Origin of the sequence: Burkholderia sp. AU27893 (assembly GCF_002223205.1) — a bacterium.
In the GTDB taxonomy this organism is placed as follows: domain Bacteria; phylum Pseudomonadota; class Gammaproteobacteria; order Burkholderiales; family Burkholderiaceae; genus Burkholderia.
Genome location: NZ_NKFD01000005.1, coordinates 234,969 through 255,102 on the forward strand (window position 1 = coordinate 234,969; position 20,134 = coordinate 255,102).

Here is a 20,134-nt window from a genome sequence, read left to right on the forward strand (position 1 = left end):
TCGATATGACAGTGCAATTCATTGGCTCGGTGGGCTCGCCGCGTGGCGCACAGCCCGTGTCGCCCGCGATCGGCGACGTGCTGCGCACGATCGATGCATCGTTCGCGCAGCCGCTGAACCTCGATACGCTCGCGGCGGTGGCCGGGCTGAGCGTGTCGCGTTTCACCGCGCGTTTTCGCAGCGAAACCGGGCTGTCGCCGCACCGCTATCTGTGTCTCGTGCGGATACGGCGGGCGCAGGACCTGTTGCGCGCCGGTCTCGCGCCGTCGGTCGTCGCGACCGACGTCGGCTTCTTCGACCAGAGCCATCTGTGCCGGCATTTCCGGCGCGTACTCGGGATCACGCCGCGCGATTACGTAGTCGCCCGCACGGGCGGCGCGCCGGTGCGAACGCCATCGACGCGCCAGCGCGCCGCACACCGCGAAGCGTCGTGTCACGCGGCGTAGGCGCACGCATGGACGACACGCCCCGCTGAGGATGTCCGGCTAAAGCGCCGGCAAACGACGATTTCCGATATCGCGTGACCGCTTTCGAACGAATCCGTCACGCACTGCACAGGAGCAGAAATGACCGCAGTTTTCGTGTTGCACCGGGCCGACGGCGCACCGTCTTCCACCGCATTCCGCAAGCAGGCGTTCGGCGCGAGCGATCCGTTCGCGTCGCATCGCGAGATTGCGTGGGAAGGCCCCGACGCGATGGCCGCGGGGCGGATCGTTTTCGACGGCGAACTGGACGTGGCGAGCTTTCCGCACATCGAAACCCTGGCCGTCATCCAGGGCGAGCTGACGCTCGAAGCGGTCGGGGCCGCGCCGCTGGTGGTCGGCCCGGGACAAGGCGCCGTCATCGGCGGCGGCACCGCACTGCGCATCGCCGCGCAATCGCCGGTACTCCTGACGTTCTGCGCGGCCGCGTGCGCGCAACCGACGAAATGCGGCGTCTTCGCGCTGCGCGCCGACGCCGACTTCAAGCCGTCCGCCACGCTGCCGGCCGAGGCGCTGCTCGGCCCCGCGCCGCAATGCCGCAGCGACAACGTGTTCACCGACGACGGCGCCGGCTACTGCGCGGGCACGTGGGATTCGACGCCGTATCACCGGATCGTCCGGCCGCATCGCGCGAACGAGTTCATGTTCCTGCTGGACGGCGGCGTGCGGTTCGCGGCGCCCGACGGCAGCGTGCAGTCGCTCGGCACCGGCGATGCGCTGTTCGTGCCGCGCGGCGCGTCGATCGGGTGGGAAAGCAGCGAGCGCGTGGCGAAGTTCTACGTGATGCAGAACGTCAAACCTTCCACCGAACGAGACTGAGCATGTCCCCTCCGCTGCGCCATATCGAAACCTTGTCCACGCCGCCGGCCGCGGCCGACGTCGTCGTGATCGGCGGCGGCATCATCGGCGTCTTCACCGCCTACTACCTGGCCCGCCGCGGCATCTCGGTCGCGCTCGTCGAGAAGGGGCGCATCGGCGCCGAACAGTCGAGCCGGAACTGGGGCTGGTGCCGCCAGCAGAACCGCGATGCGCGCGAGTTACCGATGGCGAGCAAGAGCATCGATCTGTGGGAACGATTCGCGGCCGAATCCGGCGAAGACACCGGCTTTCATCGCTGCGGGCTGCTGTATCTCAGCAATGACGAAGCCGAATTGTCCCGCTGGGCGAGCTGGGGCGAATTCGCGAAGACGGCAGGCGTGACCACCTACATGCTCGACAGCAAGCAGGCCGCCGAACGCGGACGGGCGACCGGGCGGCAGTGGAAGGGCGGCGTGTTCTCGCCGACCGACGGCACGGCCGATCCGGGCAAGGCCGCGCCGGCCGTGGCCGCCGCACTGATGAAGCTGGGCGGCAGCGTCCACCAGCACTGCGCGGCGCGCGGCATCGAACTCGAAGGCGGCCGCGTCGCGGGCGTCGTCACCGAGGCCGGCGTCATCAAGACCCGAACGGTCGTGATGGCCGGCGGCGCCTGGGCGTCGTCGTTCTGCCGCCAGCTCGGCATCCGGTTTCCGCAGGCGTCGATCCGTCAGTCGATCCTGAGCGTATCGCCCGTCGACACGCCGCTGCCCGATGCGATGTACACGTCCGGCGTGTCCATCACGCGCCGCAGCGATGGACGCTATGCACTCGCGATCAGCGGCCGCGCGCGCGTGGACCTGACGCCGCAGTTCCTGCGCTTCGCGCCGCAATTCGTGCCGATGTTCGCGAAGCGCTGGCGCAACCTGCTGCCGGGCGGCCTCGAAGGCGTGCGCGGCGGCCATGAAACGCTGAAGCACTGGCGCCTCGACGCGCCGACGCCGATGGAGGCCGTGCGCATTCTCGATCCGAAGCCGGACATGCCGACCGTCACCGAAACGTACCGCCGCGCGGCCGAACTGTTGCCCGAACTGCGCGACGCGAAGATCACGCACGCGTGGGCCGGGTTCGTCGACAGCACGCCGGACGGCGTGCCGGGCATCGGCGAAGTGCCGGGCGTGCCGGGGCTGATCCTCGCGGCGGGGTTTTCGGGGCATGGCTTCGGCATCGGCCCGGGCGCCGGGCACCTGATCGCCGATCTCGCGTCCGGTGCGCAACCGTTCGTGGACCCGGCGCCGTACCGGCCCGGCCGGTTCAGCGAGTCCGCGTGGGGCAAGGTCGCCGATTTCTGATGCAACGCCGTCACATGGATGAGAGTCCGCTCGTATCCGACGCGCATCGCGCCGGGCCGCCCGCGAGCGGCCGGATCGGTGCGGTGAACGTTCGCCGGCCCGGCAGTGCGATGCGACAGCTTGGGAGTGCCTGATGCGTTTCAGTTCGTACTGGCTCGATACGTCGGAGCCATTCGTGAGCCACTCGCCGGAGTTGCCCGACGGCAGTTGCGACGTGGTGGTGGTGGGCGGCGGGATCACGGGTTCGGCCGCCGCGCTGGCGCTGGCCAAGAAAGGTGCGCGCGTGGTCGTCTGCGAGGCGGGCACCGTCGGCCAGGCGGCGTCGGGGCGCAACGGTGGCATGTGCAACAACGGCTTCGCGCAGGATTATGCGTCGCTGTCGCAACGTCTCGGCACGGAACTGGCGAACCGCCTGTATCTCGCGTTCGACGCGGGCGTCGACACGGTCGAGCGGCTCGTCAACGAAGAGTCGATCGATTGCAATTTCGCCCGCACCGGCAAGCTGAAGCTCGCGGCGAAACCCGAGCACTACGACAAGCTCGCGCGCAGCCACGCATTGCTCGCGGCGAGCGTGGACCCCGACACGCGCCTCGTGACGAAGGCCGAACTGCGCGACGAGATCGGCTCGGATCGTTATCACGGCGGGTTGCTGTTCGGCAAGAGCGCGGGGATGCATGTCGGTCGATATGTGCGCGGCCTGGCGCGCGCGGCCCAGGCGCGCGGCGCGCACATCGTCGAGCAGGCGCCGGTGCTGGGCCTGAAGCGGCAAGCGGGCGGCGCGTATGCGGTCCGCACACCGCGCGGCGAGATTCGTGCGCGCCAGGTGCTGCTCGCGAGCGGCATTTCGCACGTCGGGCCGTTCGGCTGGATTCGCCGCAGGGTCGTGCCGGTGGGCGCCTTCATCATCGTCACCGAGCCGTTGCCGCGCGAGTGGCTCGATCGCCTGTTGCCGACGCGCCGGATGGCCACTGACACGAAGAACTTCGTCAACTTCTTCCGCACGACGCCCGATAATCGGCTGCTGTTCGGCGGGCGCGCGCGGTTCGCCACGTCGAACCCGCGTTCGGACGAAAAGAGCGGCGCGATCCTGCGGCATCAACTCGCCGCCGTGTTTCCCGAGCTGGCCAGCGTGCGCATCGACTATTGCTGGGGCGGGATGGTCGACATGACGGCCAACCGGCTGCCGCGCGCGGGCGAGCGCGACGGCGTTTACTACTCGATGGGCTATAGCGGCCACGGCACCCACATGGCCACGCTGATGGGCACGTTGATGGCCGAGATCATGGACGGGCGCGCGGAGCTTAACCCGTGGCAAGGTTTCGACTGGCCGGCCATTCCCGGGCATTTCGGCAAACCGTGGTTCCTGCCGTTCGTCGGCGCCTGGTATCGACTGAAGGACACTCTGCAATGAATTCCCCTGTTGTTCACCTGATGCAAGCCGGCAGGCTCGATCGCTTCTTCATCGACGGCGACTGGGTGTTGCCCGACGGCAGTGACCGGTTCGCGGTCGTCAGCCCGTCCACCGAAGACACGCTGGGCGAGATCCCGCTCGGCAGCGCGCGCGACGCCGACCGCGCGGTGCAGGCCGCGCGCCGCGCGTTCGAGCGCTGGTCCGCGACTTCACCGCAGGAACGCGCCGCGTTGCTCGACCGCGTGCATGCGCTGATGCTGGAGCGTGCCGAACTGTTCGCCACGGCGCTCGCGATGGAAATGGGCGCGCCGATCGGCTATGCCCGCGGTGCGCACGTGCCGCTCGCGGCCGAACATATCCGCGTCGCACGCGACAACCTGGCGAACTACGCGTTCGTCAGGCAACGCGGCACGACCGCGGTCGTGCGCGAGCCGATCGGCGTCTGCGCGCTGATCACGCCGTGGAACTGGCCGATCTACCAGATCACCGCGAAGGTCGGGCCCGCGCTCGCGGCCGGCTGCACGGTCGTGCTGAAGCCGAGCGAGCTGTCGCCGCTCAGCGCGCTGCTGTTCGCTGAAGTGATCGCCGATGCGGGCGTGCCCGCCGGCGTATTCAACCTCGTGAGCGGCAGCGGCGAGACGGTCGGCGCCGCGCTGTCGTCGCACCCGGAGGTCGACATGGTGTCGATCACCGGATCGACGCGTGCCGGCGTGCTGGTCGCGCAGGCGGCGGCGCCGACCGTCAAGCGCGTCGCGCAGGAGCTCGGCGGCAAGTCGCCGAATATCGTGTTGCCGGATGCGGACCTGTCGCGCGCGATCGCGCCGGGCGTGGCCGCCGCGTTCCGCAACATGGGGCAGTCGTGCAGCGCGCCGACCCGCATGATCGTGCCGCGCGCCTTGCTCGGCGCGGTCGAGGAGCTGGCTGCTGCGGCGGCGCGCACGCTGGTCGTCGGCGATCCGTTCGCCGAGGCCACGACGCACGGGCCGCTCGCCAACCGCGCGCAGTTCGGGCGGGTCGCGCAGATGATCGACGCGGGCATCGACGAACGCGCGAAGCTGATCGCCGGCGGCCCCGGCCGGCCGGCGGGGCTCGAGCGCGGCTTTTATGCGCGGCCGACGATTTTCTCCGACGTGCGCACCGACATGACGATCGCGCAGCAGGAGATCTTCGGCCCGGTGCTGGCGATCCTGCCGTACGACACCGTCGACGAAGCGGTCGCGATCGCGAACGACACGGTCTACGGGCTCGGTGCGCACGTGCAAGGCACCGACAAGGCGCAGGCCCGCGCGGTGGCTGCCCGCATCCGCGCGGGGCAGGTGCATCTGAACTATCCGGCATGGGACCCTCAGGCGCCGTTCGGCGGCTACAAGCAGTCGGGCAACGGCCGCGAGTACGGGATCGAAGGGATGGAGGAGTATATGGAGATCAAGTCGATCGTCGGCTTTTACGACTGACCCGGCCGCCGCGCGCGGTTCGCGCCGGCGGTACAGTTGGAAGCCCGCTACTTTCCGAAGGTGCCGAAATTGGAACTGGATAACCCCGTCATTCCCGCCCCGTTGCTGCAAGCGCATCACGCGCACTGGGCGAAGCTGCGCCGCGACCTGCATGCGCATCCCGAATTGCGATTCGAAGAACACCGGACGGCCGACGTCGTCGCGAGCGAGCTCGAAGCGCTCGGCTATGCGGTGTCGCGCGGGCTGGGCGGCACGGGCGTCGTCGCGAGCCTGCCGGGCGCCGATCCGGCGCGCGGGATCGTGCTGCGCGCCGATCTGGACGCACTGCCGATCCACGAAGCCAATGATTTCGCGCATGCGTCGTGTACGCACGGGATCATGCATGCGTGCGGCCATGACGGCCATACCGTGATGCTGCTCGGCGCCGCACGCGTGCTGAAGGAGCTGCCGCAGTTGCCCGGCACCGTCCATTTCGTGTTCCAGCCGGGCGAAGAGGGCGGCGCGGGCGCACGCAGGATGATCGACGACGGGCTGTTCGAGCAGTTCCCGACGGAGGCGGTATTCGGCATGCACAACTGGCCCGGGTTGCCGGCCGGGCATTTCGGGTTGCGCACGGGCCCGATCATGGCCGCCGGCTCGCGCTTCAGGATCACGGTGACGGGCAAGGGCGCGCACGCGGCGCAGCCGCACCTGGGCATCGATCCGGTGCCGCTCGCCTGCTCGATGGTGCTGCAATGTCAGACCATCGCCGCGCGGCACAAGGATCCGGTGGATCCCGCGGTCATCTCCGTCTGCATGTTCCATGCGGGCACGACGGACAACGTGATTCCCGACACCGCCGAGTTGCGCGGCACGATCCGCACGCTGTCGTCGGCCTTGCAGCAGAAGCTGCAGCACGACGTGCGGCTCGCGTGCGAGGCGCTGGCGAGTGCCTATGGCGCGCAGGTCGACGTGGAGTTTTTCCAGTACTACCCGGCGACGGTCAACACGCCGGCCGAGACGGCGCTGTGCGAAGCGGTGATTCGCGACACGTTCGGCGACGCGCGCGTCGACCGCGACGTGCCGCCGAACATGACGTCCGAGGATTTCGGTTTCATGCTGGAGGAGCGGCCGGGCGCTTACGTGCTGATCGGCAATGCGCAGGACGGCGCGAGCGCACCGGCGCTGCATCACCCGAAATACGACTTCAACGACGAGATCATTCCGGCTGGCGTCCGCTATTGGGTCGCGTTGGCGCAGCACTACTTCGCGCGATCGCGATGATGCGCGCAGCCGACATTGAAGTCGGGCCATGGTGCACGACGACACTTTTATAAAGACTGCTTGATGAAACAGGACAACGAAATGAACGATTCCGACACGATGCCGGCGCTTCGCTACCGGCGCTTCACAGCCGCGGACGTCCCCGCGGCCCATGCGCTGACCGTCGCGCTTCGCTGGCCGTTCAGGGCGGAAGACTGGCAGTTTTCCGCGGACACGTCGACCGCATTCGCGGCCGAGGAAAACGGCGTGGTGATCGGCACGGCGATGTGCTGGAAGTACGGTGCCGATCGCGCGGCAATCGGGCATGTGATCGTGGCCGACGCGCATCAGGGGCGGGGCATCGGCCGCAAGCTGATGGAGCTGCTCATCGACGAACTGGGGCCGCGCGTCACGTTCCTGCATGCGACGCCGGCCGGTCGGCCGCTGTACGAGAAGCTGGGTTTCAACGTGTGCGGCTCGCTGGGCCAGTATCAGGGGAACGTGGTGCGGCCGGCCGCCGTGGTCCTGCCCGAAGGCGTGCGGCTGCGCGCCGGAACGCCGGCCGACTGGCCGCGCCTCGTCGAGCTGGACGCGCGCGCGTCCGGCCTCCAGCGCGATGCGTTGATGGCCGCGCTGTTCCAGCGCGGTGAAAGCGTCGTGCTCGAACGCGATGGCGAGGTGGTCGGGTTTTCGGTGCTGCGGCGCTTCGGGCGCGGCGACGTGATCGGCCCGGTGGCTGCACCGCGCGCGAGCGACGATGCGTATGCGAAGGCGCTCGTCAGCCATTGGCTGACGCAACGGGAAGGCGAATTCGTCCGCATCGACGTGCCGGACGGGACCAGTCTGCCGGACTGGCTGGCCGAACAAGGTTTGGCGCGGGTCGATACGTGTTCGAAGATGGTGCGCAACGCGCCCGCCGCAGCGCACGAAGGGCCGGCCGATCCGGCCTGCGGGCAGTACGCGCTCGTCAGTCAGGCGATGTTGTAGTCCGCGGCGACGCCCGCGGGTTCGCCTCGCGCGCCCGGCCCGGCGTTGCCGGGCCCAGGCGGCGATCGCTTTACCTCACCGGCGTGAGAACCGGCGCGCCCTTGTTCTTGAGCAGCATCACGACGAATTTTGCCGGCTTCGTGCTGCTGGCGTTTCGTCCAACCGTGTGCACGTCGTCCGGTCCTTCATGGTACGTGTCGCCGGCATGGAGCGTGACCGTTTTCCCGCCGTTCAGGCCCATCACGATGCTGCCGTCGAGCACGTAGACGAAGGCATGAGCATCGTGGCGATGCACGGGATCGACGGCCCCGGGCGGATAGTCCACGACGATCATTTCCACTTCCTTGCCCGGGTACTCGGGTAACGGCTCCGTGGTCAGTTGCGTCACCGTGGCGTGCGGGGCGGCGGCGGCCGGCTGAACGGCGGCCAGGAGCGACAGCGCGAGCGGAGCAAGCGCGAGCATGAGGCGTTTCATGTCGTTACTCCAGGTTGGCCTTGTCGAGCCCGAACATCTTGTCGAACGAGCCGGGCACGACGCGGAAGGCGACGTTCAGCCGGTTCCAGCAGTTGATGGCGCCCACAAGGAAGGTGAGATCCGACAGTTCCTTCTCGGAATAGTGGCCCCGCACGCGTTCGTAGAGCTCGTCGGGCACGCCGTGCGACGGGATCTGCGTCAGCGCTTCGGTCCAGGCGAGCGCGGCGCGCTCGCGCGGCGAGAACAGCGTCGACTCGCGCCAGATCGAGACGTGATGCAGGCGCAGTTCGCGCTCGCCGTGGATCTTTGCCATCTTGGTGTGCATGTCGACGCAGAACGCGCAGCCGTTGAGCTGCGACGCGCGAATCTCGACGAGCTCACGGATCGGCGTCTCGATCGTCGTCTTCTGAAACAGTCCGTCGAGTTCGACGAGCTTCTTGGTCAGCTCCGGCGATTGCTGGAAGTAGTTGATACGTTGCGTCATGATCAGTTCTCCTGAAATGTGGAATGTGGAATCGTGACTGCCGGCCCTGCATGTGGCGCCCCACGCACGGCCTGCCTGACGACATCGTAATCGCGGGCCCCGCGGGCCAGTAGTGCCCGGCAGGTGCGCATTCTGTTGCCGCTTCGGCACCAATCCATGTCGGGGGCGCGGTCGATCTCAACCGCAGCGGGAAGGCGCACGGTTCGCTACAGCGCGATGATCGTTTCGCCGCACGGCGCGCCCGCATGTTCCCCGAGCATCGCCCTGAGATCGCGTTCGATCGTGCCGCACAGCGTCGAAATTGGCACGTCGTTCGCGCCACCCTCGAACGGGTTCTCGGTACTCTCGCCGACCTGGTCGAGCGAGGTGTACATCCACGACACCGCGACACTGCACGGCACCACCAGCCAGACCATGTAGCCGTGCATGAAACCGCTCACGCCGTCGTTCAGCCGGTTGAACTCGTTCAGCAAACCGAACGGAAGGGACAGGCAGAAGAACCGGACGAACAGCGAGCTGACGGTCGCGTACTGGCGCGGATACGGGAAATTCTTGAAACGCTCCGCGCGCGACTGGAGGTCGGTGAAATCTCCGATCGTCTTGTGCAGGTCCATGTAGAAGCTCGTCTCGAGGCGGCCGGCCGTGTGCAGCATCGTGAGCGTACGGCGTTGCAGGCTCAGTATGAACGTCGCGATCGACGCGGACGCGCACGCCTGTGCCGCTTCGGACGGTGACAGGTACGCCGGGAGCAGCTCCCGGATGTCCTTCTCCCACTCCGGCACGCGATAGGACCGGCGGTACTCCGCGTTGTAGCGCTTGTTCGTGCTTTCCCAGACGCGCGGGCGGCGCAAGTCGTAGCGCAGCGCGGTGAGCCACGCAAGGTGGCGATAGACGAGGGTTCGCGCGACCTCTTCGTCGCCGACGAAGTCCTGCACGACCTGGCCCCAGCGACGGCTTTTGCTCAGGACACCGATCCAGATGTCCAGCGCGTCCGCGGCGCGGTTGTACGTCTGGACATTCTTGAAGCCGACGATGAACGACGTCGCGGTGCCGAGCAGCGCCACGATCGTCAGCGGGATCGACAACCATCTGACCGAAAAGAACGTGTACAGGACGACCGGGACGGCCCCGAAAACGACGAGCTCGTAAACTTTCCAGCGCGTCCAGATCAGGAATTCCGCCAGCTTGTAGGATTTTCCGAGATGCATGTCGTTGGCCTCATCGAGGACTCAGCGGGGCGCGAGACGCGCAGCGGGTCGGCCACGCACGAGGCGACGGCGGCGAAGGCAGGCGGCGGACCGGGCGGCGCCGCCGCACGGCGCGCGTCGGGTCAGTCGACGACGGTCACGAGATTGACGGCGCCCTGCCTGGCCATCTTGGCGTACGGACACAGGCGCTCCGCGGCGCGTACCCGCTCTTCGGCGATGCTGCGCTCGACGCCGGGCATCCGGACGCGAACCTCGAAGATCAATGCATGACCGCCGTCCATCGGATCACGGCCGAACGCAACCCGCACCTCCACGACGGTCTCGGCCGGCGCCGTGCCGGCGCGTTGCTCGAGCAGGTTCAGCGCGCCGTGAAAGCACGCGGCGTAGCCGGCGGCGAGCAGCTGTTCGGGATTGGTGCCGCCGCCCGGGCCGCCGAGTTCGGCGGGCAGGCGCAGCTCGAGGGCGAGGCTGCCGTCGTCGGAGCGAACGACGCCCGACGCGCGGCCGTGTCCCGTCTCGCCGCCGGTCACGGTGACGCTCGTCGTATAGAGCGGCTGAAACGCGTGGCCCCGATACCGGTCGAGGAGGGAAAGCGGAGGGGCCTGGAGCTTCTTGTCGTCCATGATGCGTGCTCGAGTTCAGCGCCGCTTCGATTCCCGGTCAGTCGTGTGTCGAAGCGTGTGGCGAACGGGGCGGCGCGGCCCCGGGCAGATAGTGTCGCGAGGGACGCGTGGCGCGACGAACGATCGCACGAGCGTTGCGGCGATCTTCCGGTGCGGCGCGATCCCTGGCGGGTCTCCGGGAAAAGACGCCTCCATGCTAGAGGAGCACGATCGGCGGCGGTACGGCCGTCCCGGGCGATTCAATGTTGCCCTTCGGGCACCAATCGGGATCGTGACGCGACGCCCGGGCGTTGCGCGCCGCGCGTCAGCGGTCCAGGCAGGCGCGCAGCGTTCGCGCGTGACGCTGCGCGTCGTCCGCGTCGACGATGTTCGCGAACCCGATGACGAGGCCGCGCGGCGTTTGCCGCGTGTGGCTGTTCGTGTACCAGATCGACAGCGGCAGGACTGCCAGGCCGGCGTCGCGCGCGCGGGCAGCGACGGCGACGTCGTCGACCGGTCCGTCGGGCCCGTCGGTGAACTGCACCGCGAACTGGATGCCGCCCGCCGGCAATTCGACGATCAGCCGCTCGCCGAACGCCTGCCGCAGCGCGTGCACGATCAGCATGCGGCGCTCGCCGTACAGCGCGCGCATCCGCTTCAGGTGCCGCGCGAAGTGACCCTGCTCGATGAAGTCGGCGAGGGCGGCCTGCAGGAGGGGCGGCGAACCGGCATTCATGCTGCACGCCACGCGCTCGACGCGCTCTACCGCGCGCTCGGGCACGACCGCGTAGGCGAGCCGCAGGCCGGGATACATCGCCTTGCTGAAGGTGCTGCAATAGATCACGTGATCGCGTCGGTCAAGGCTCTTCAGCGCCGGCAGCGGGCGGCCGAGATAACGAAACTCGCTGTCGTAGTCGTCCTCGACGATCCACCCCGACGTCCTGGCGGCCCAGTCCAGCAGTGCGATGCGGCGGGACAGCGACAGCGTATGCCCGAGCGGGCTCTGATGCGACGGCGTCACCAGCGCGAAGCGGGCTTGCGGGTCCAGTTGCATGCCGCGCGCGACGTCGATCCCTTCGTCGTCCACCGGCACGGGGACGAGCTGCACGCCGGTCTCGGACAGGAAGCCGCGGGCGAGCAGATAGCCGGGATCCTCGAACCACACGCGGTCGTTCGCCCGTGCGAGGCTGCGCAGCATGAGTTCCAGCGTGGCGCGGTAGCCGCCGGTGACGAAGACCTGGTCCGGCACGCAGGTCACGCCGCGCGACAGCGTCAGATAGGTGGCGATGTGTTCGCGCAGCGGCCGGTAGCCGGCCGGATTCGGATAGCCGAGCAGCGCACGTTCGCCGCTGCGCGCGCGCAACGACACGAGCCGGTGCCAGACCTTGCGCGGAAACGCGTCGAGCGCCGGGAGCCCGGGTTGCAGCGGGCTCGGCTCGCCGCTCATCGCGACGGCGATCGGCTGCGGGCGCGGCGGCGGCAGGAGGTCGGCGGGCGCGACCGACGGGGCGGGCGGGGCCGCCGGGGCCGCCGGGGCCGCCGGGGCCGACGCCCGAGGCGGACTCGCCGGTTCGCCGGGCCGGTTCGGCGGCGTACCGGTGCGTGGCGGCGACGCCCGGGTCAGCGAGAGCGGCAGGGACGGCGAGACGAACGTGCCTGCCGCGCCGCGCATCTGCAGATAGCCCTCGTCGACCAGGATCGTATAGGCCTGTTCGACGGTGCCGCGCGCCGTGTTCAGTTGCGTCGCCAGGCCGCGCAGCGCGGGTACCCGGTCGCCGGGGCGCAGGTGGCCGGCGGCGATCGCGGCCCTGAACCGCTCGCAAATCTGCAGATAAAGCGGCAACTGGTGCTGCCGGTCGATTTCGATGGTCAGCGGAAGGGTGGGCTCGGACATCACGGCTTCTCAGGTCACGCACGCAGGGACAGGATCGGATCCAGCTTGGACTAGTCCGATCGCCGATTCTTGGCACTGATGGATAGGACATGATTCTTCCACAATTGCGTCACGCGATGCGACGGACATGGCCGCCTTCTCCGGATCCGGCACCCGTCATGCCCAGTCGCATTCCCGTCAAATCCAATCGTCAGGAGATTGTGCGATGAAAATCGTTGTCATCGGTGGTTCGGGCCGGATCGGCTCACGTGTCGTCACGCTGCTCGCCGAAGCAGGTCATCAGGCGCTGGCCGCCTCGCCGAGCACCGGCGTCAATACCGTCACGGGAGAGGGCCTGGCCGATGTATTGACGGACGCGGATGTCGTGGTGGACGTGGTGAACGCGCCGTCGTGGGAGCCGCAGGCGGTACTGGATTTCTTCCGCACGGCCGCACGCAATCTCGGCAAGGCCGAAGTGGCTGCGGGCGTGCGCCATCACGTCGCGCTGTCGATCGTCGGCTGCGACCGGATGCCGGAGAACGGCTATTTCCTGGCCAAGGTCGCGCAGGAGCAGGCGATCGAAGCGGCGGGCGTGCCGTACACGATCGTGCGCGCGACGCAATTCATGGAATTCATCGGCGGGATTGCGGATTTCAGCACGCAAGACGGCACGGTCCGCATCGGTGACGGCCTGTTTCAGCCGATCGCCGCGGAAGACGTGTCGGCGCTCGTCGCGCAGGTCGCGCTGGCCGCGCCGCAGAACGGCACGGTCGAGATCGCGGGCCCGGATCGCGCGCCGTTCGCGGAGATCGTCGCGCGCTACCTGAAGTCGGTCGGCGATCCGCGCGCGGTGGTGACCGACCGCGACGCTCGCTACTACGGCGGGCGCGTCGAGGAAACCTCGCTGGTGCCGCTCGGGAATGCGCGACTCGGCCGCATCGGCCTCGACGCATGGCTGGCGCGAAACTGATTCGCGTTCGCACGGGTGACGGTTCGCAGGCGCCCGCGGATCGCGGGCAATCGGAATGATTGGTATGGGGGCAGCGGGAAATGAATCATTCGGAACCATCGGAGTACGGCGTGCGGCGCGACCTGGCCGGTCGTGCCGCTGCCCTGTCGGCGAGCTTTGGCGCGAGCTATGCGGGCATCCTGGCATTCGTTGCCGTGGCGAGCGAGGGCAGCTTCACCAAGGCGGCCGAACGGCTCGGCGTCGGGCGGCCGGCCGTGAGCCGGAACGTCCAGAAGCTCGAGGCGCAACTGAGCACGCGGCTGTTCCAGCGGACCACGCGCACGACCGAACTGACGTGCGAGGGCCGGCGCTTCTACGAGAACTGCCATCAGGGCGTGGCGCAGATCGTCGAAGCCATGAACGACATGCTCGAGTTGCGGCAGGGGCCGCCGCGCGGCCTCATTCGCATCAGCTCGGCCGTGGGCTTCGGCAGGAAGATCGTGGCGCCGCTGCTGGCAAAATTCACGGACGCGTACCCGGACATCGACATCGACCTGCTGCTCGACGACCGGCCGATCGACCTGGTGTCCGAGCGGATCGACGTGTCGTTCCGCAACGGGCGCATCGAGGATTCCAGCATCATCGCGCGCCAATTGATTCCGATGCAGATGGCGCTCTGCGCGGCGCCGTCGTACGTGGCGACGCACGGGCTTCCGCAGCGCCTGGAAGACCTCGACCGGCACACGTGCATCAATTTCAGGTTCGCGAGCGGACGCCTGTTCGAATGGGAGTTCAATGTCGACGGCCGCCCGCAGAAGTACCTGCCGACCTCGCGCCTCACGTTCAACGACACGGACCTGGTACTGCGCGCAGTGTTGAACGGCGCGGGCATTGCACAGTTGGCGGGCTACCAGATCCGCGACCATCTCGCATCGAAGGCGCTCGTCGTCGCGCTGGCGAAGCATGTGCCGGAAGATCGCGGCCACTACATCTGCTATCTGAGCCGGCAACACCTGCCGACGCGCATCCGCATCTTCGTCGACTTCATGACCGAGCAGATTCGCGCGCTCGACCTGAACTGCATGACGCAGTTCAACCGGGAGCTCACGGTTGCGGCATCGACGGGATTGGCTGCTTGAAGCATTCAGGGCTTGGGGGAAGCGGGCGGCCCGCCGGTTTCCATCGAATTCTTCCACTGGTCACAATTCTTTCATCGGTCGAAGCAGCGACGAACCACGCAGGGCAAGTCGAGTGCGTAAAACCGCCTGCCGAATGATCGATAACGGTGTTTTAATGAATGGGCGGTTTATTCAATGTCACGCAATTAAAGTCGAGACAAAACCGGCTGAAATTCAAAACGAATCGGACGTTTGATCAAAATTAAAAAACGATCGATACGGAACGTTTATTTTTCCGGTTTTTGCGGATAAGGTTCGGTTCGGTGAAAGTGATTTGTCAGAAAACGCGGCGATTCATCATCGCGTGCCGCGGTTTCATCGGGTGGCCGCTTTTGCCGATCAGTGTGCGCGACGCCGTGTCGACAGGAACCCCCTGCCGGGGATCCTGCGGCAGGCCCGTCACGCATCTATCCGTTCCGACATCGATGTCATGAGGGCCCATGAACAAGATCATCCGCAGATACGTTGCTTCCGTGATGCCACGCTCGTTGACCGGCCTGGCACTGCTGGTCGCCGCGGCCGGTGCTCACGCGCACGGCCGTTTGACCGAACCGCCTTCGCGTATCGTGCTGTGCACGCAAGGGCAGAATCCGAACTGTCATGTCGACGCCTGGCACGCGAACGCGATGGAGAACGGCAAGTTCTTCCCCGCGACGCAAAGCGGCCTGTCCGATCCGTTCGCGCCGGCCGACGCGAAGAATGCCGCACCGCCGCCGGACGGCGAAATCGCCGGCGCCAGCACGAACGGCCCGCTGCCCGTGCTGAACGAGCAGTCGCCGAGCCGCTGGCAGAAGATCCCGCTGCGGCCGGGTGCGTTGCAGAATTTCAAATGGGAATTCAGCGCCGTGCACAAGACGCGTCGCTGGAACTACTTCATTACTCGCGCCGACTGGAACCCGTCGCAAAAGCTCACGCGCGCGCAGTTCGAGCCCACGCCGTTCTGCACGATCCAGAATCCCGGCCAGCCTTACTGGGATCCGAACGCGAACCTGGTGCCCCAGCAGCCGACCATTCATCAATGCCGGTTGCCGGTGCGTAGCGGTTACCACGTCATCCTCGCGGTGTGGGAAGTCGCGGATACGGCGATGGCGTTCTATCAGGTCGTCGACGCGACGTTCACCAACGGCGATACGACACGCAGCCCGTTCTGATACGGCGGCGACATGACACGCCCGGCGATGCCCGGGCGTCATGAACGGAAGAACACCGCTCAAGCGCGCGGATGCGCTCGTCGACCGACCGGGCCGTGTCCCGCTCGGCTTGCCGAAGCAGCCCCATCATTGCCCCTCCGCCCACCCGCGCGACGCCGTCGTACGACCGGATCGCATCGCCTGAATTTCATCGATTTGAACAATCAGTCGGATGGCTGCGAGCTATCCGTTTGAATTATCGCATCGCGACAATTGCAATAGGGCGATGCGATCACGTGAATATTTCGGGTTTGGATATGGATGGAAATAATCGATTTCAGGGTTGATGCATGATGATTATGTAGTATAACAAATCGAAGTGCTGGCGCTGAGCTGAAGGATCACTACATCGTCCGTCGAATTGTTTTACGTCGTCGAGATAAAGGCGGAATCAATATCGGAATTTGTCTTCAAGTGGCAATTTTGTCAGGTTGATTTCTTTTGAATTCGACCTCGGCGGAGCGTTGTCAATCGAAAGGGGAAATCATGAGCCAGACCGGAATCGAGGGCATGAAAATGAAGCGCAACCAGCCAACCGGAATCATGCGGCGATCGACCTTGAAGGGCGCGCTGGCGCTTCTGCTGGCAGGGTCGTTGTTAGGCGCCGGCACCGGCGCTGCTACGGCGGGCGGGACGGTTACCGGCACGGCGCCGGCATTCGTCTATAGCCCGTACAAGGACGCGACGATTTCGATGAACTGGAACACCAACGTCATCTCGACGAACGTCACGGGTCAGCTGAGCCCGGTGCTGTCGGTGCTGCCAACCGGTGTCCGTACGCTGACGCTCGCGTTCGCGACCGGTGAATGCGGCAGCGAGAACTGGGCGGGCGTCGACGGCGGCGCGATGGCGGCAGCCAATGTGCCGCTGTTCACCGCGGCCAACGTGAATTACGTGATTTCGACCGGCGGCGCGGCCGGCATGTTCACGTGCGGGACGGATGCGGGGATGGCGGCCTTCATCGATCGTTATGCATCGAGCAACCTGATCGGGATCGATTTCGATATCGAGGGCGGGCAGACGCAACAGGTGATCAACGATCTCGTCCAGCGCGTGGCCGTCGCCCAGCAGAAGTATCCCGGCCTGCGCTTCAGCTTTACGCTCGCGACGCTGGCCCCTTCCCAGCAAGGCGCGACCACGGCCAGCTCGTGGGGTGCCAGCGCCCCCGACAGCTTCAACATCTACGGTGACTGGGTCATGCAGGCGATCCAGGCGGCTGGCCTGAAGAACTACACCATCGACCTGATGACGATGGACTACGGGTCGGCTAGCGCGGGGAACTGCGTGGTCGCGAACGGCACCTGCCAGATGGGACAGTCGGCGGTCCAGGCGGCGATGAACCTGCACGATCACTGGGGCGTCCCGTACAGCCAGATCGAGCTGACGCCGATGATCGGCGGCAACGATGTGGTCGGCGAAACCTTTACGCCGGCGGACGCGGACACCGTGGCGCAGTTCGTGAAACAGAACGGTCTCGCGGGTGTCCACTTCTGGTCGTTCGACCGCGACGTCGATTGTCCGCCCGGCGCCGCCTCGTCGACGTGCAATTCGATCGGCGGTGTCGGTACGCTTGGTTATGCGAACCGGTTTGCCAACCGCCTGTCGTCCGGCCGGTGAACGAAGCCCCACAGCGGAGGAGACCATGCGGGCCGTCTGCATCAGCATCATTGCGACGACGTTTCCCGTGGTCTCCGATTGCCGCGACCGGCAACCGGAGGCATCGCCGGTGTCGAGAGCCGGGCCGCCGGCACTCGGCGGATGCGCTCGCCGGGGCGGCGCGTCAGCGTCCGCCCTGGGACGACGCGCCACGCTTGTCGAAGAAGTGCCCCATCAGTTCGAGCAGCGGCCGGCGTCGCTTGGTCACGGCGAATGCCCACTCGTGGGTCTGGCGCGGCGCCTCGGCCGTCGAGACGGCATCGAGCAGACGTTGTGCGCGCGGCAGGTCGTACCATGGCAACCAGGGGTACGCATGATGGGCGACGTGAAGGTTGAAATTCAGGATCACCCAGCGTGACCAGAGCGGAACGTTGGCGCAGCTGTGCGACACCACGTCCTGCTCCCAGAGCGGCGGGCGTGCCGCGTCGTCGGCCAGCAGCGGGATCTCGGCGTGATGCGGAAGGTTGAGCAGTTCGACGGCCATCAGCAACACGACCCACAGGATCGTCGAGAACGCGATGAGGCTGCCGAGCACGCCCGCACGATACGCCAGCGCGCCGACCGCCGCGTAACCGGCCAGGTAGAGCGCGCCGAACGCGATCTCGGTATTCGATTTCGCGCGATGCGCGGGCGTGTCGCGGTGCAGGAACGGTGCGATCCAGTGGCTGAGGAAATGATTGAACGCCATCATCGGGATCCAGTGCCGCCAGATGAATTCGAGCGTACGCGCGCCGCTTTCCGTCATCACGGAAAACTTCTGGATCATCTTGCGGTTCTCCGGATCCCGTGTCGGGTGCGCGGTCCACGCGTGATGGCCCAGATGCGATCTGCGCCGCGGCAGGTACGGCAACCCGATGATCCATCCGCAGAGATGGCCGATGGCCTCGTTGCACGCGCGCGAACGCGATGCGGCGTTGTGCAGTGCCTCGTGCATGATCAGGTAGAGGTGAATCAGCGCGAGCATGGCGAGGACGAGCGCGGCGATGCGTCCGGGCCCGCCGGCGAGCCAGAGCACCCATGCAGCGGCAAGCAATGCGACATCGGCGCACCAGAGCGCGAGCGTCAGGTGTCCCGTGGGTCCGTTCGGCAATGTCGCCTTGACCGAGCGCCATTCGTCTTGGGTCATGTGCTACCTCGATTGAGTGGATTGATGGGGAGCGCGGCGCGTGGCCGGCACGGATGTCAGGTGGACAGGATGCGTTGGCCGATCTCGCGGTAGGCGGCATCGAGCACGTCGATGTGTGCGTCGAGTCCGTTCTTGCTCGCGAAGCCGTGGTCCCGCCGGGCGAGCAGCAGGCAGTCGTAGCGCGCGCCGCGGCTCCAGTGCCACGCCGGCAAATAGGCCGTGATGCGGAATCCGGCGTCGAGCATCGCCTTGACCAGGGTCAGCTTGTCGGCGAGCACGATCGCGCCGACATAGGTCGTCGTGCCGCGCCGTTTCAGGAAACGCAGCAGATCGGCCGTGACGTCGCGCTCGGTCATGTACGGGCCGCCGGCATGCTGGCAGAGATAGATCGCATCGGCCCGCTCGTCGACACGAAACGTGAAGTCGTCCGCGCACTCGTACCCGTGCCCCCAGAAACAGGTATCGGGATACGGTGCCGGCGTTCCGGCGACACCGAGCGGTTCGAAGATCGCGCTGCGCAGAACGTCGGATTCGCGGAAGATCGGCGAGAGCGGCAGGCAATGTTTGAAGCGCGGCGAGCGGAATGTCTCGAGCGCGATGACGTGATGTTCACGCACGCCATGCGCGCTGTCGGGTGACCCGTCGTGTCCGACCACGACGCCATCGAGATGACGCAGCAACGCACGCAGCGCGATATCGGTGCGGGCAATCGCGAACGCCAGGTCGTGATCCGCGGCCGGCAACGTGTCGATCGCGGATTGCATCAGCGCCGACAGGACACCCAGGTGACGATGGTCCCGGGAAATCATCGCGCGGCCGTATTCCCACGAGCGATTCTGCGCGTTGTAGCTGACGCTCATGCAACCGATCGTCGCGTGCGTCTCCTCTTCGGCGACGAACCACAGTTCCGATTTGTTCGAGACGGCGCGCCTCACGTAGCCCGCATCGAGACAGGGGTGCGACGAGTCGCCGTATTCCCGTTCGAACAGCGCGCAGATTCCCGATGTGTCCGACACCGTTCCGCGGCGTATCCGGAGTGGCCGGTGGCGGGCGCCGTTGGGCTCGACGCGGTTCCCGCCTGCAGTGCTGACATCAATTGAATTCATCGCCTTGCTTGCCCTGGTGAGGATGGATGGTTGCGCGAATCGGGAGGCGACCCGCGCATCGTCGGCGACGACTTTAATTATCCTTACGTTTGATTGTCAAACAAATTCAAGCGATTTATTCATTGTTTATTTCATTTGAATGATGAGGGTGATGGTTGTCGAAAATGAGCGTGAAGTCATGAAGCGAATGGCTGGTGTCGGCTTGTGTGGCGGGGCTCGGAGAGGGTTTTGCGCGTCGTCATAAACTGGTTTGACGAGATGAATGTGGTATCCGAGAATTACCTTCGTAAATTGAATAATTCATTGGAGTGGTTGAGGTGCTGTAAACAAAAATATCGTGACATCGGTTCCATTTTTTAGTTTTGGAAAACAAAGATGTTTTATTTTTTCTTTTGATGCGTTATCGGTGTTCAATGTAAAAAATCCGATTTTTGCCGGCTGCGGTCGCCGCGCATCGGCGGTGCTCGACCATCACGAAGTTGACGGCTTGCCGGCGCCCACCATGCCCACAAAAATCGACAAATCGGAACAGATGGGCGCAGTGTTCCCGCCTACCATCCGCAC

At 66.3% G+C, this 20,134-nt stretch carries 18 protein-coding genes; 11 read left to right on the forward strand and 7 right to left on the reverse strand.

Annotation, left to right across the window (positions count from 1 at the left end; all coding sequences use genetic code 11):
- Window positions 1–5: 5 nt before the first annotated feature.
- The 7 genes from CFB47_RS33335 (at window position 6) to CFB47_RS33365 (ending at window position 7,723) form a co-directional block, all read left to right on the forward strand.
- Entirely contained in the window at window positions 6–446 is a 441-nt protein-coding gene (locus CFB47_RS33335; RefSeq protein ID WP_089463757.1) for a helix-turn-helix domain-containing protein, read from the forward strand.
- A gap of 120 nt (window positions 447–566) precedes the next feature.
- A complete protein-coding gene (locus tag CFB47_RS33340; protein ID WP_089463758.1) occupies window positions 567–1,301 on the forward strand; it encodes a cupin domain-containing protein in 735 nt (244 codons plus the stop codon).
- Window positions 1,302–1,303: 2 nt separating this feature from the next.
- Complete coding sequence (locus CFB47_RS33345; RefSeq protein ID WP_089463759.1) at window positions 1,304–2,629, forward strand: FAD-binding oxidoreductase; 1,326 nt, start codon at window positions 1,304–1,306, stop codon at window positions 2,627–2,629.
- 133 nt (window positions 2,630–2,762) lie between these two features.
- Window positions 2,763–4,040: an FAD-binding oxidoreductase gene (locus tag CFB47_RS33350; protein ID WP_089463760.1), complete on the forward strand. Its 1,278-nt coding sequence runs from the start codon at window positions 2,763–2,765 to the stop codon at window positions 4,038–4,040.
- On the forward strand, window positions 4,037–5,494 hold the full coding sequence (locus tag CFB47_RS33355; protein WP_089463761.1) for an aldehyde dehydrogenase family protein: 1,458 nt from the start codon (window positions 4,037–4,039) through the stop codon (window positions 5,492–5,494). The genes CFB47_RS33350 and CFB47_RS33355 overlap by 4 nt, the downstream gene beginning before the upstream one ends.
- Before the next feature lie 75 nt (window positions 5,495–5,569).
- On the forward strand, window positions 5,570–6,757 hold the full coding sequence (locus tag CFB47_RS33360; protein WP_089464275.1) for a M20 aminoacylase family protein: 1,188 nt from the start codon (window positions 5,570–5,572) through the stop codon (window positions 6,755–6,757).
- Window positions 6,758–6,838: 81 nt separating this feature from the next.
- Complete coding sequence (locus CFB47_RS33365; protein ID WP_256946813.1) at window positions 6,839–7,723, forward strand: GNAT family N-acetyltransferase; 885 nt, start codon at window positions 6,839–6,841, stop codon at window positions 7,721–7,723.
- 70 nt (window positions 7,724–7,793) lie between these two features.
- Here CFB47_RS33365 and CFB47_RS33370 read toward each other — a convergent pair whose 3' ends face one another.
- The 5 genes from CFB47_RS33370 to CFB47_RS33390 form a co-directional block, all read right to left on the reverse strand.
- Window positions 7,794–8,198, reverse strand: a complete 405-nt coding sequence (locus tag CFB47_RS33370; protein ID WP_089463763.1) for a cupin domain-containing protein — start codon at window positions 8,196–8,198, stop codon at window positions 7,794–7,796.
- A gap of 4 nt (window positions 8,199–8,202) precedes the next feature.
- Entirely contained in the window at window positions 8,203–8,682 is a 480-nt protein-coding gene (locus tag CFB47_RS33375; protein ID WP_089460136.1) for a carboxymuconolactone decarboxylase family protein, read from the reverse strand.
- Window positions 8,683–8,888: 206 nt separating this feature from the next.
- Window positions 8,889–9,890: a bestrophin family protein gene (locus CFB47_RS33380; RefSeq protein ID WP_089463764.1), complete on the reverse strand. Its 1,002-nt coding sequence runs from the start codon at window positions 9,888–9,890 to the stop codon at window positions 8,889–8,891.
- 122 nt (window positions 9,891–10,012) lie between these two features.
- Window positions 10,013–10,513: an Ohr family peroxiredoxin gene (locus CFB47_RS33385; protein WP_089463765.1), complete on the reverse strand. Its 501-nt coding sequence runs from the start codon at window positions 10,511–10,513 to the stop codon at window positions 10,013–10,015.
- Window positions 10,514–10,817: 304 nt separating this feature from the next.
- The gene (locus tag CFB47_RS33390) at window positions 10,818–12,386 is read right to left on the reverse strand and encodes a PLP-dependent aminotransferase family protein (RefSeq protein ID WP_089463766.1); all 1,569 of its coding nucleotides are present in this window, start codon (window positions 12,384–12,386) and stop codon (window positions 10,818–10,820) included.
- Between the two features lie 205 nt (window positions 12,387–12,591).
- Between CFB47_RS33390 and CFB47_RS33395 the strand changes: the two genes are divergently transcribed.
- The 4 genes from CFB47_RS33395 to CFB47_RS33415 all read left to right on the forward strand — a co-directional run bounded on the left by CFB47_RS33395 (window position 12,592) and on the right by CFB47_RS33415 (window position 17,299).
- Window positions 12,592–13,335 (forward strand): SDR family oxidoreductase, encoded by a 744-nt coding sequence (locus CFB47_RS33395; protein ID WP_089463767.1) that lies wholly within the window; start codon window positions 12,592–12,594, stop codon window positions 13,333–13,335.
- 80 nt (window positions 13,336–13,415) lie between these two features.
- Entirely contained in the window at window positions 13,416–14,453 is a 1,038-nt protein-coding gene (locus CFB47_RS33400) for a LysR family transcriptional regulator (protein ID WP_089459933.1), read from the forward strand.
- 515 nt (window positions 14,454–14,968) lie between these two features.
- Window positions 14,969–15,643, forward strand: coding sequence for a lytic polysaccharide monooxygenase (locus tag CFB47_RS33405; RefSeq protein ID WP_089460137.1), 675 nt, complete (start codon window positions 14,969–14,971; stop codon window positions 15,641–15,643).
- Window positions 15,644–16,168: 525 nt separating this feature from the next.
- Window positions 16,169–17,299 (forward strand): chitinase, encoded by a 1,131-nt coding sequence (locus tag CFB47_RS33415; protein ID WP_256946814.1) that lies wholly within the window; start codon window positions 16,169–16,171, stop codon window positions 17,297–17,299.
- A 163-nt stretch (window positions 17,300–17,462) separates the two neighbouring features.
- Here the strand turns inward: CFB47_RS33415 and CFB47_RS33420 are convergent, their stop codons facing one another.
- Together CFB47_RS33420 and CFB47_RS33425 are read right to left on the reverse strand one after the other, a co-directional pair.
- Window positions 17,463–18,464, reverse strand: coding sequence for a fatty acid desaturase (locus CFB47_RS33420; RefSeq protein ID WP_089463768.1), 1,002 nt, complete (start codon window positions 18,462–18,464; stop codon window positions 17,463–17,465).
- Window positions 18,465–18,520: 56 nt separating this feature from the next.
- On the reverse strand, window positions 18,521–19,480 hold the full coding sequence (locus tag CFB47_RS33425) for a GNAT family N-acetyltransferase (RefSeq protein ID WP_256946815.1): 960 nt from the start codon (window positions 19,478–19,480) through the stop codon (window positions 18,521–18,523).
- Window positions 19,481–20,134: the final 654 nt, after the last annotated feature.

Coding starts and splice junctions, on each gene's coding strand:
- CFB47_RS33335 (WP_089463757.1), top strand. CDS start 6: ATGACAGTGCAATTCATTGGCTCGGTGGGCTCGCCGCGTGGCGCACAG.
- CFB47_RS33340 (WP_089463758.1), top strand. CDS start 567: ATGACCGCAGTTTTCGTGTTGCACCGGGCCGACGGCGCACCGTCTTCC.
- CFB47_RS33345 (WP_089463759.1), top strand. CDS start 1,304: ATGTCCCCTCCGCTGCGCCATATCGAAACCTTGTCCACGCCGCCGGCC.
- CFB47_RS33350 (WP_089463760.1), top strand. CDS start 2,763: ATGCGTTTCAGTTCGTACTGGCTCGATACGTCGGAGCCATTCGTGAGC.
- CFB47_RS33355 (WP_089463761.1), top strand. CDS start 4,037: ATGAATTCCCCTGTTGTTCACCTGATGCAAGCCGGCAGGCTCGATCGC.
- CFB47_RS33365 (WP_256946813.1), top strand. CDS start 6,839: ATGAACGATTCCGACACGATGCCGGCGCTTCGCTACCGGCGCTTCACA.
- CFB47_RS33370 (WP_089463763.1), bottom strand. CDS start 8,198: ATGAAACGCCTCATGCTCGCGCTTGCTCCGCTCGCGCTGTCGCTCCTG.
- CFB47_RS33375 (WP_089460136.1), bottom strand. CDS start 8,682: ATGACGCAACGTATCAACTACTTCCAGCAATCGCCGGAGCTGACCAAG.
- CFB47_RS33380 (WP_089463764.1), bottom strand. CDS start 9,890: ATGCATCTCGGAAAATCCTACAAGCTGGCGGAATTCCTGATCTGGACG.
- CFB47_RS33385 (WP_089463765.1), bottom strand. CDS start 10,513: ATGGACGACAAGAAGCTCCAGGCCCCTCCGCTTTCCCTCCTCGACCGG.
- CFB47_RS33390 (WP_089463766.1), bottom strand. CDS start 12,386: ATGTCCGAGCCCACCCTTCCGCTGACCATCGAAATCGACCGGCAGCAC.
- CFB47_RS33395 (WP_089463767.1), top strand. CDS start 12,592: ATGAAAATCGTTGTCATCGGTGGTTCGGGCCGGATCGGCTCACGTGTC.
- CFB47_RS33400 (WP_089459933.1), top strand. CDS start 13,416: ATGAATCATTCGGAACCATCGGAGTACGGCGTGCGGCGCGACCTGGCC.
- CFB47_RS33405 (WP_089460137.1), top strand. CDS start 14,969: ATGCCACGCTCGTTGACCGGCCTGGCACTGCTGGTCGCCGCGGCCGGT.
- CFB47_RS33415 (WP_256946814.1), top strand. CDS start 16,169: ATGAGCCAGACCGGAATCGAGGGCATGAAAATGAAGCGCAACCAGCCA.
- CFB47_RS33420 (WP_089463768.1), bottom strand. CDS start 18,464: ATGACCCAAGACGAATGGCGCTCGGTCAAGGCGACATTGCCGAACGGA.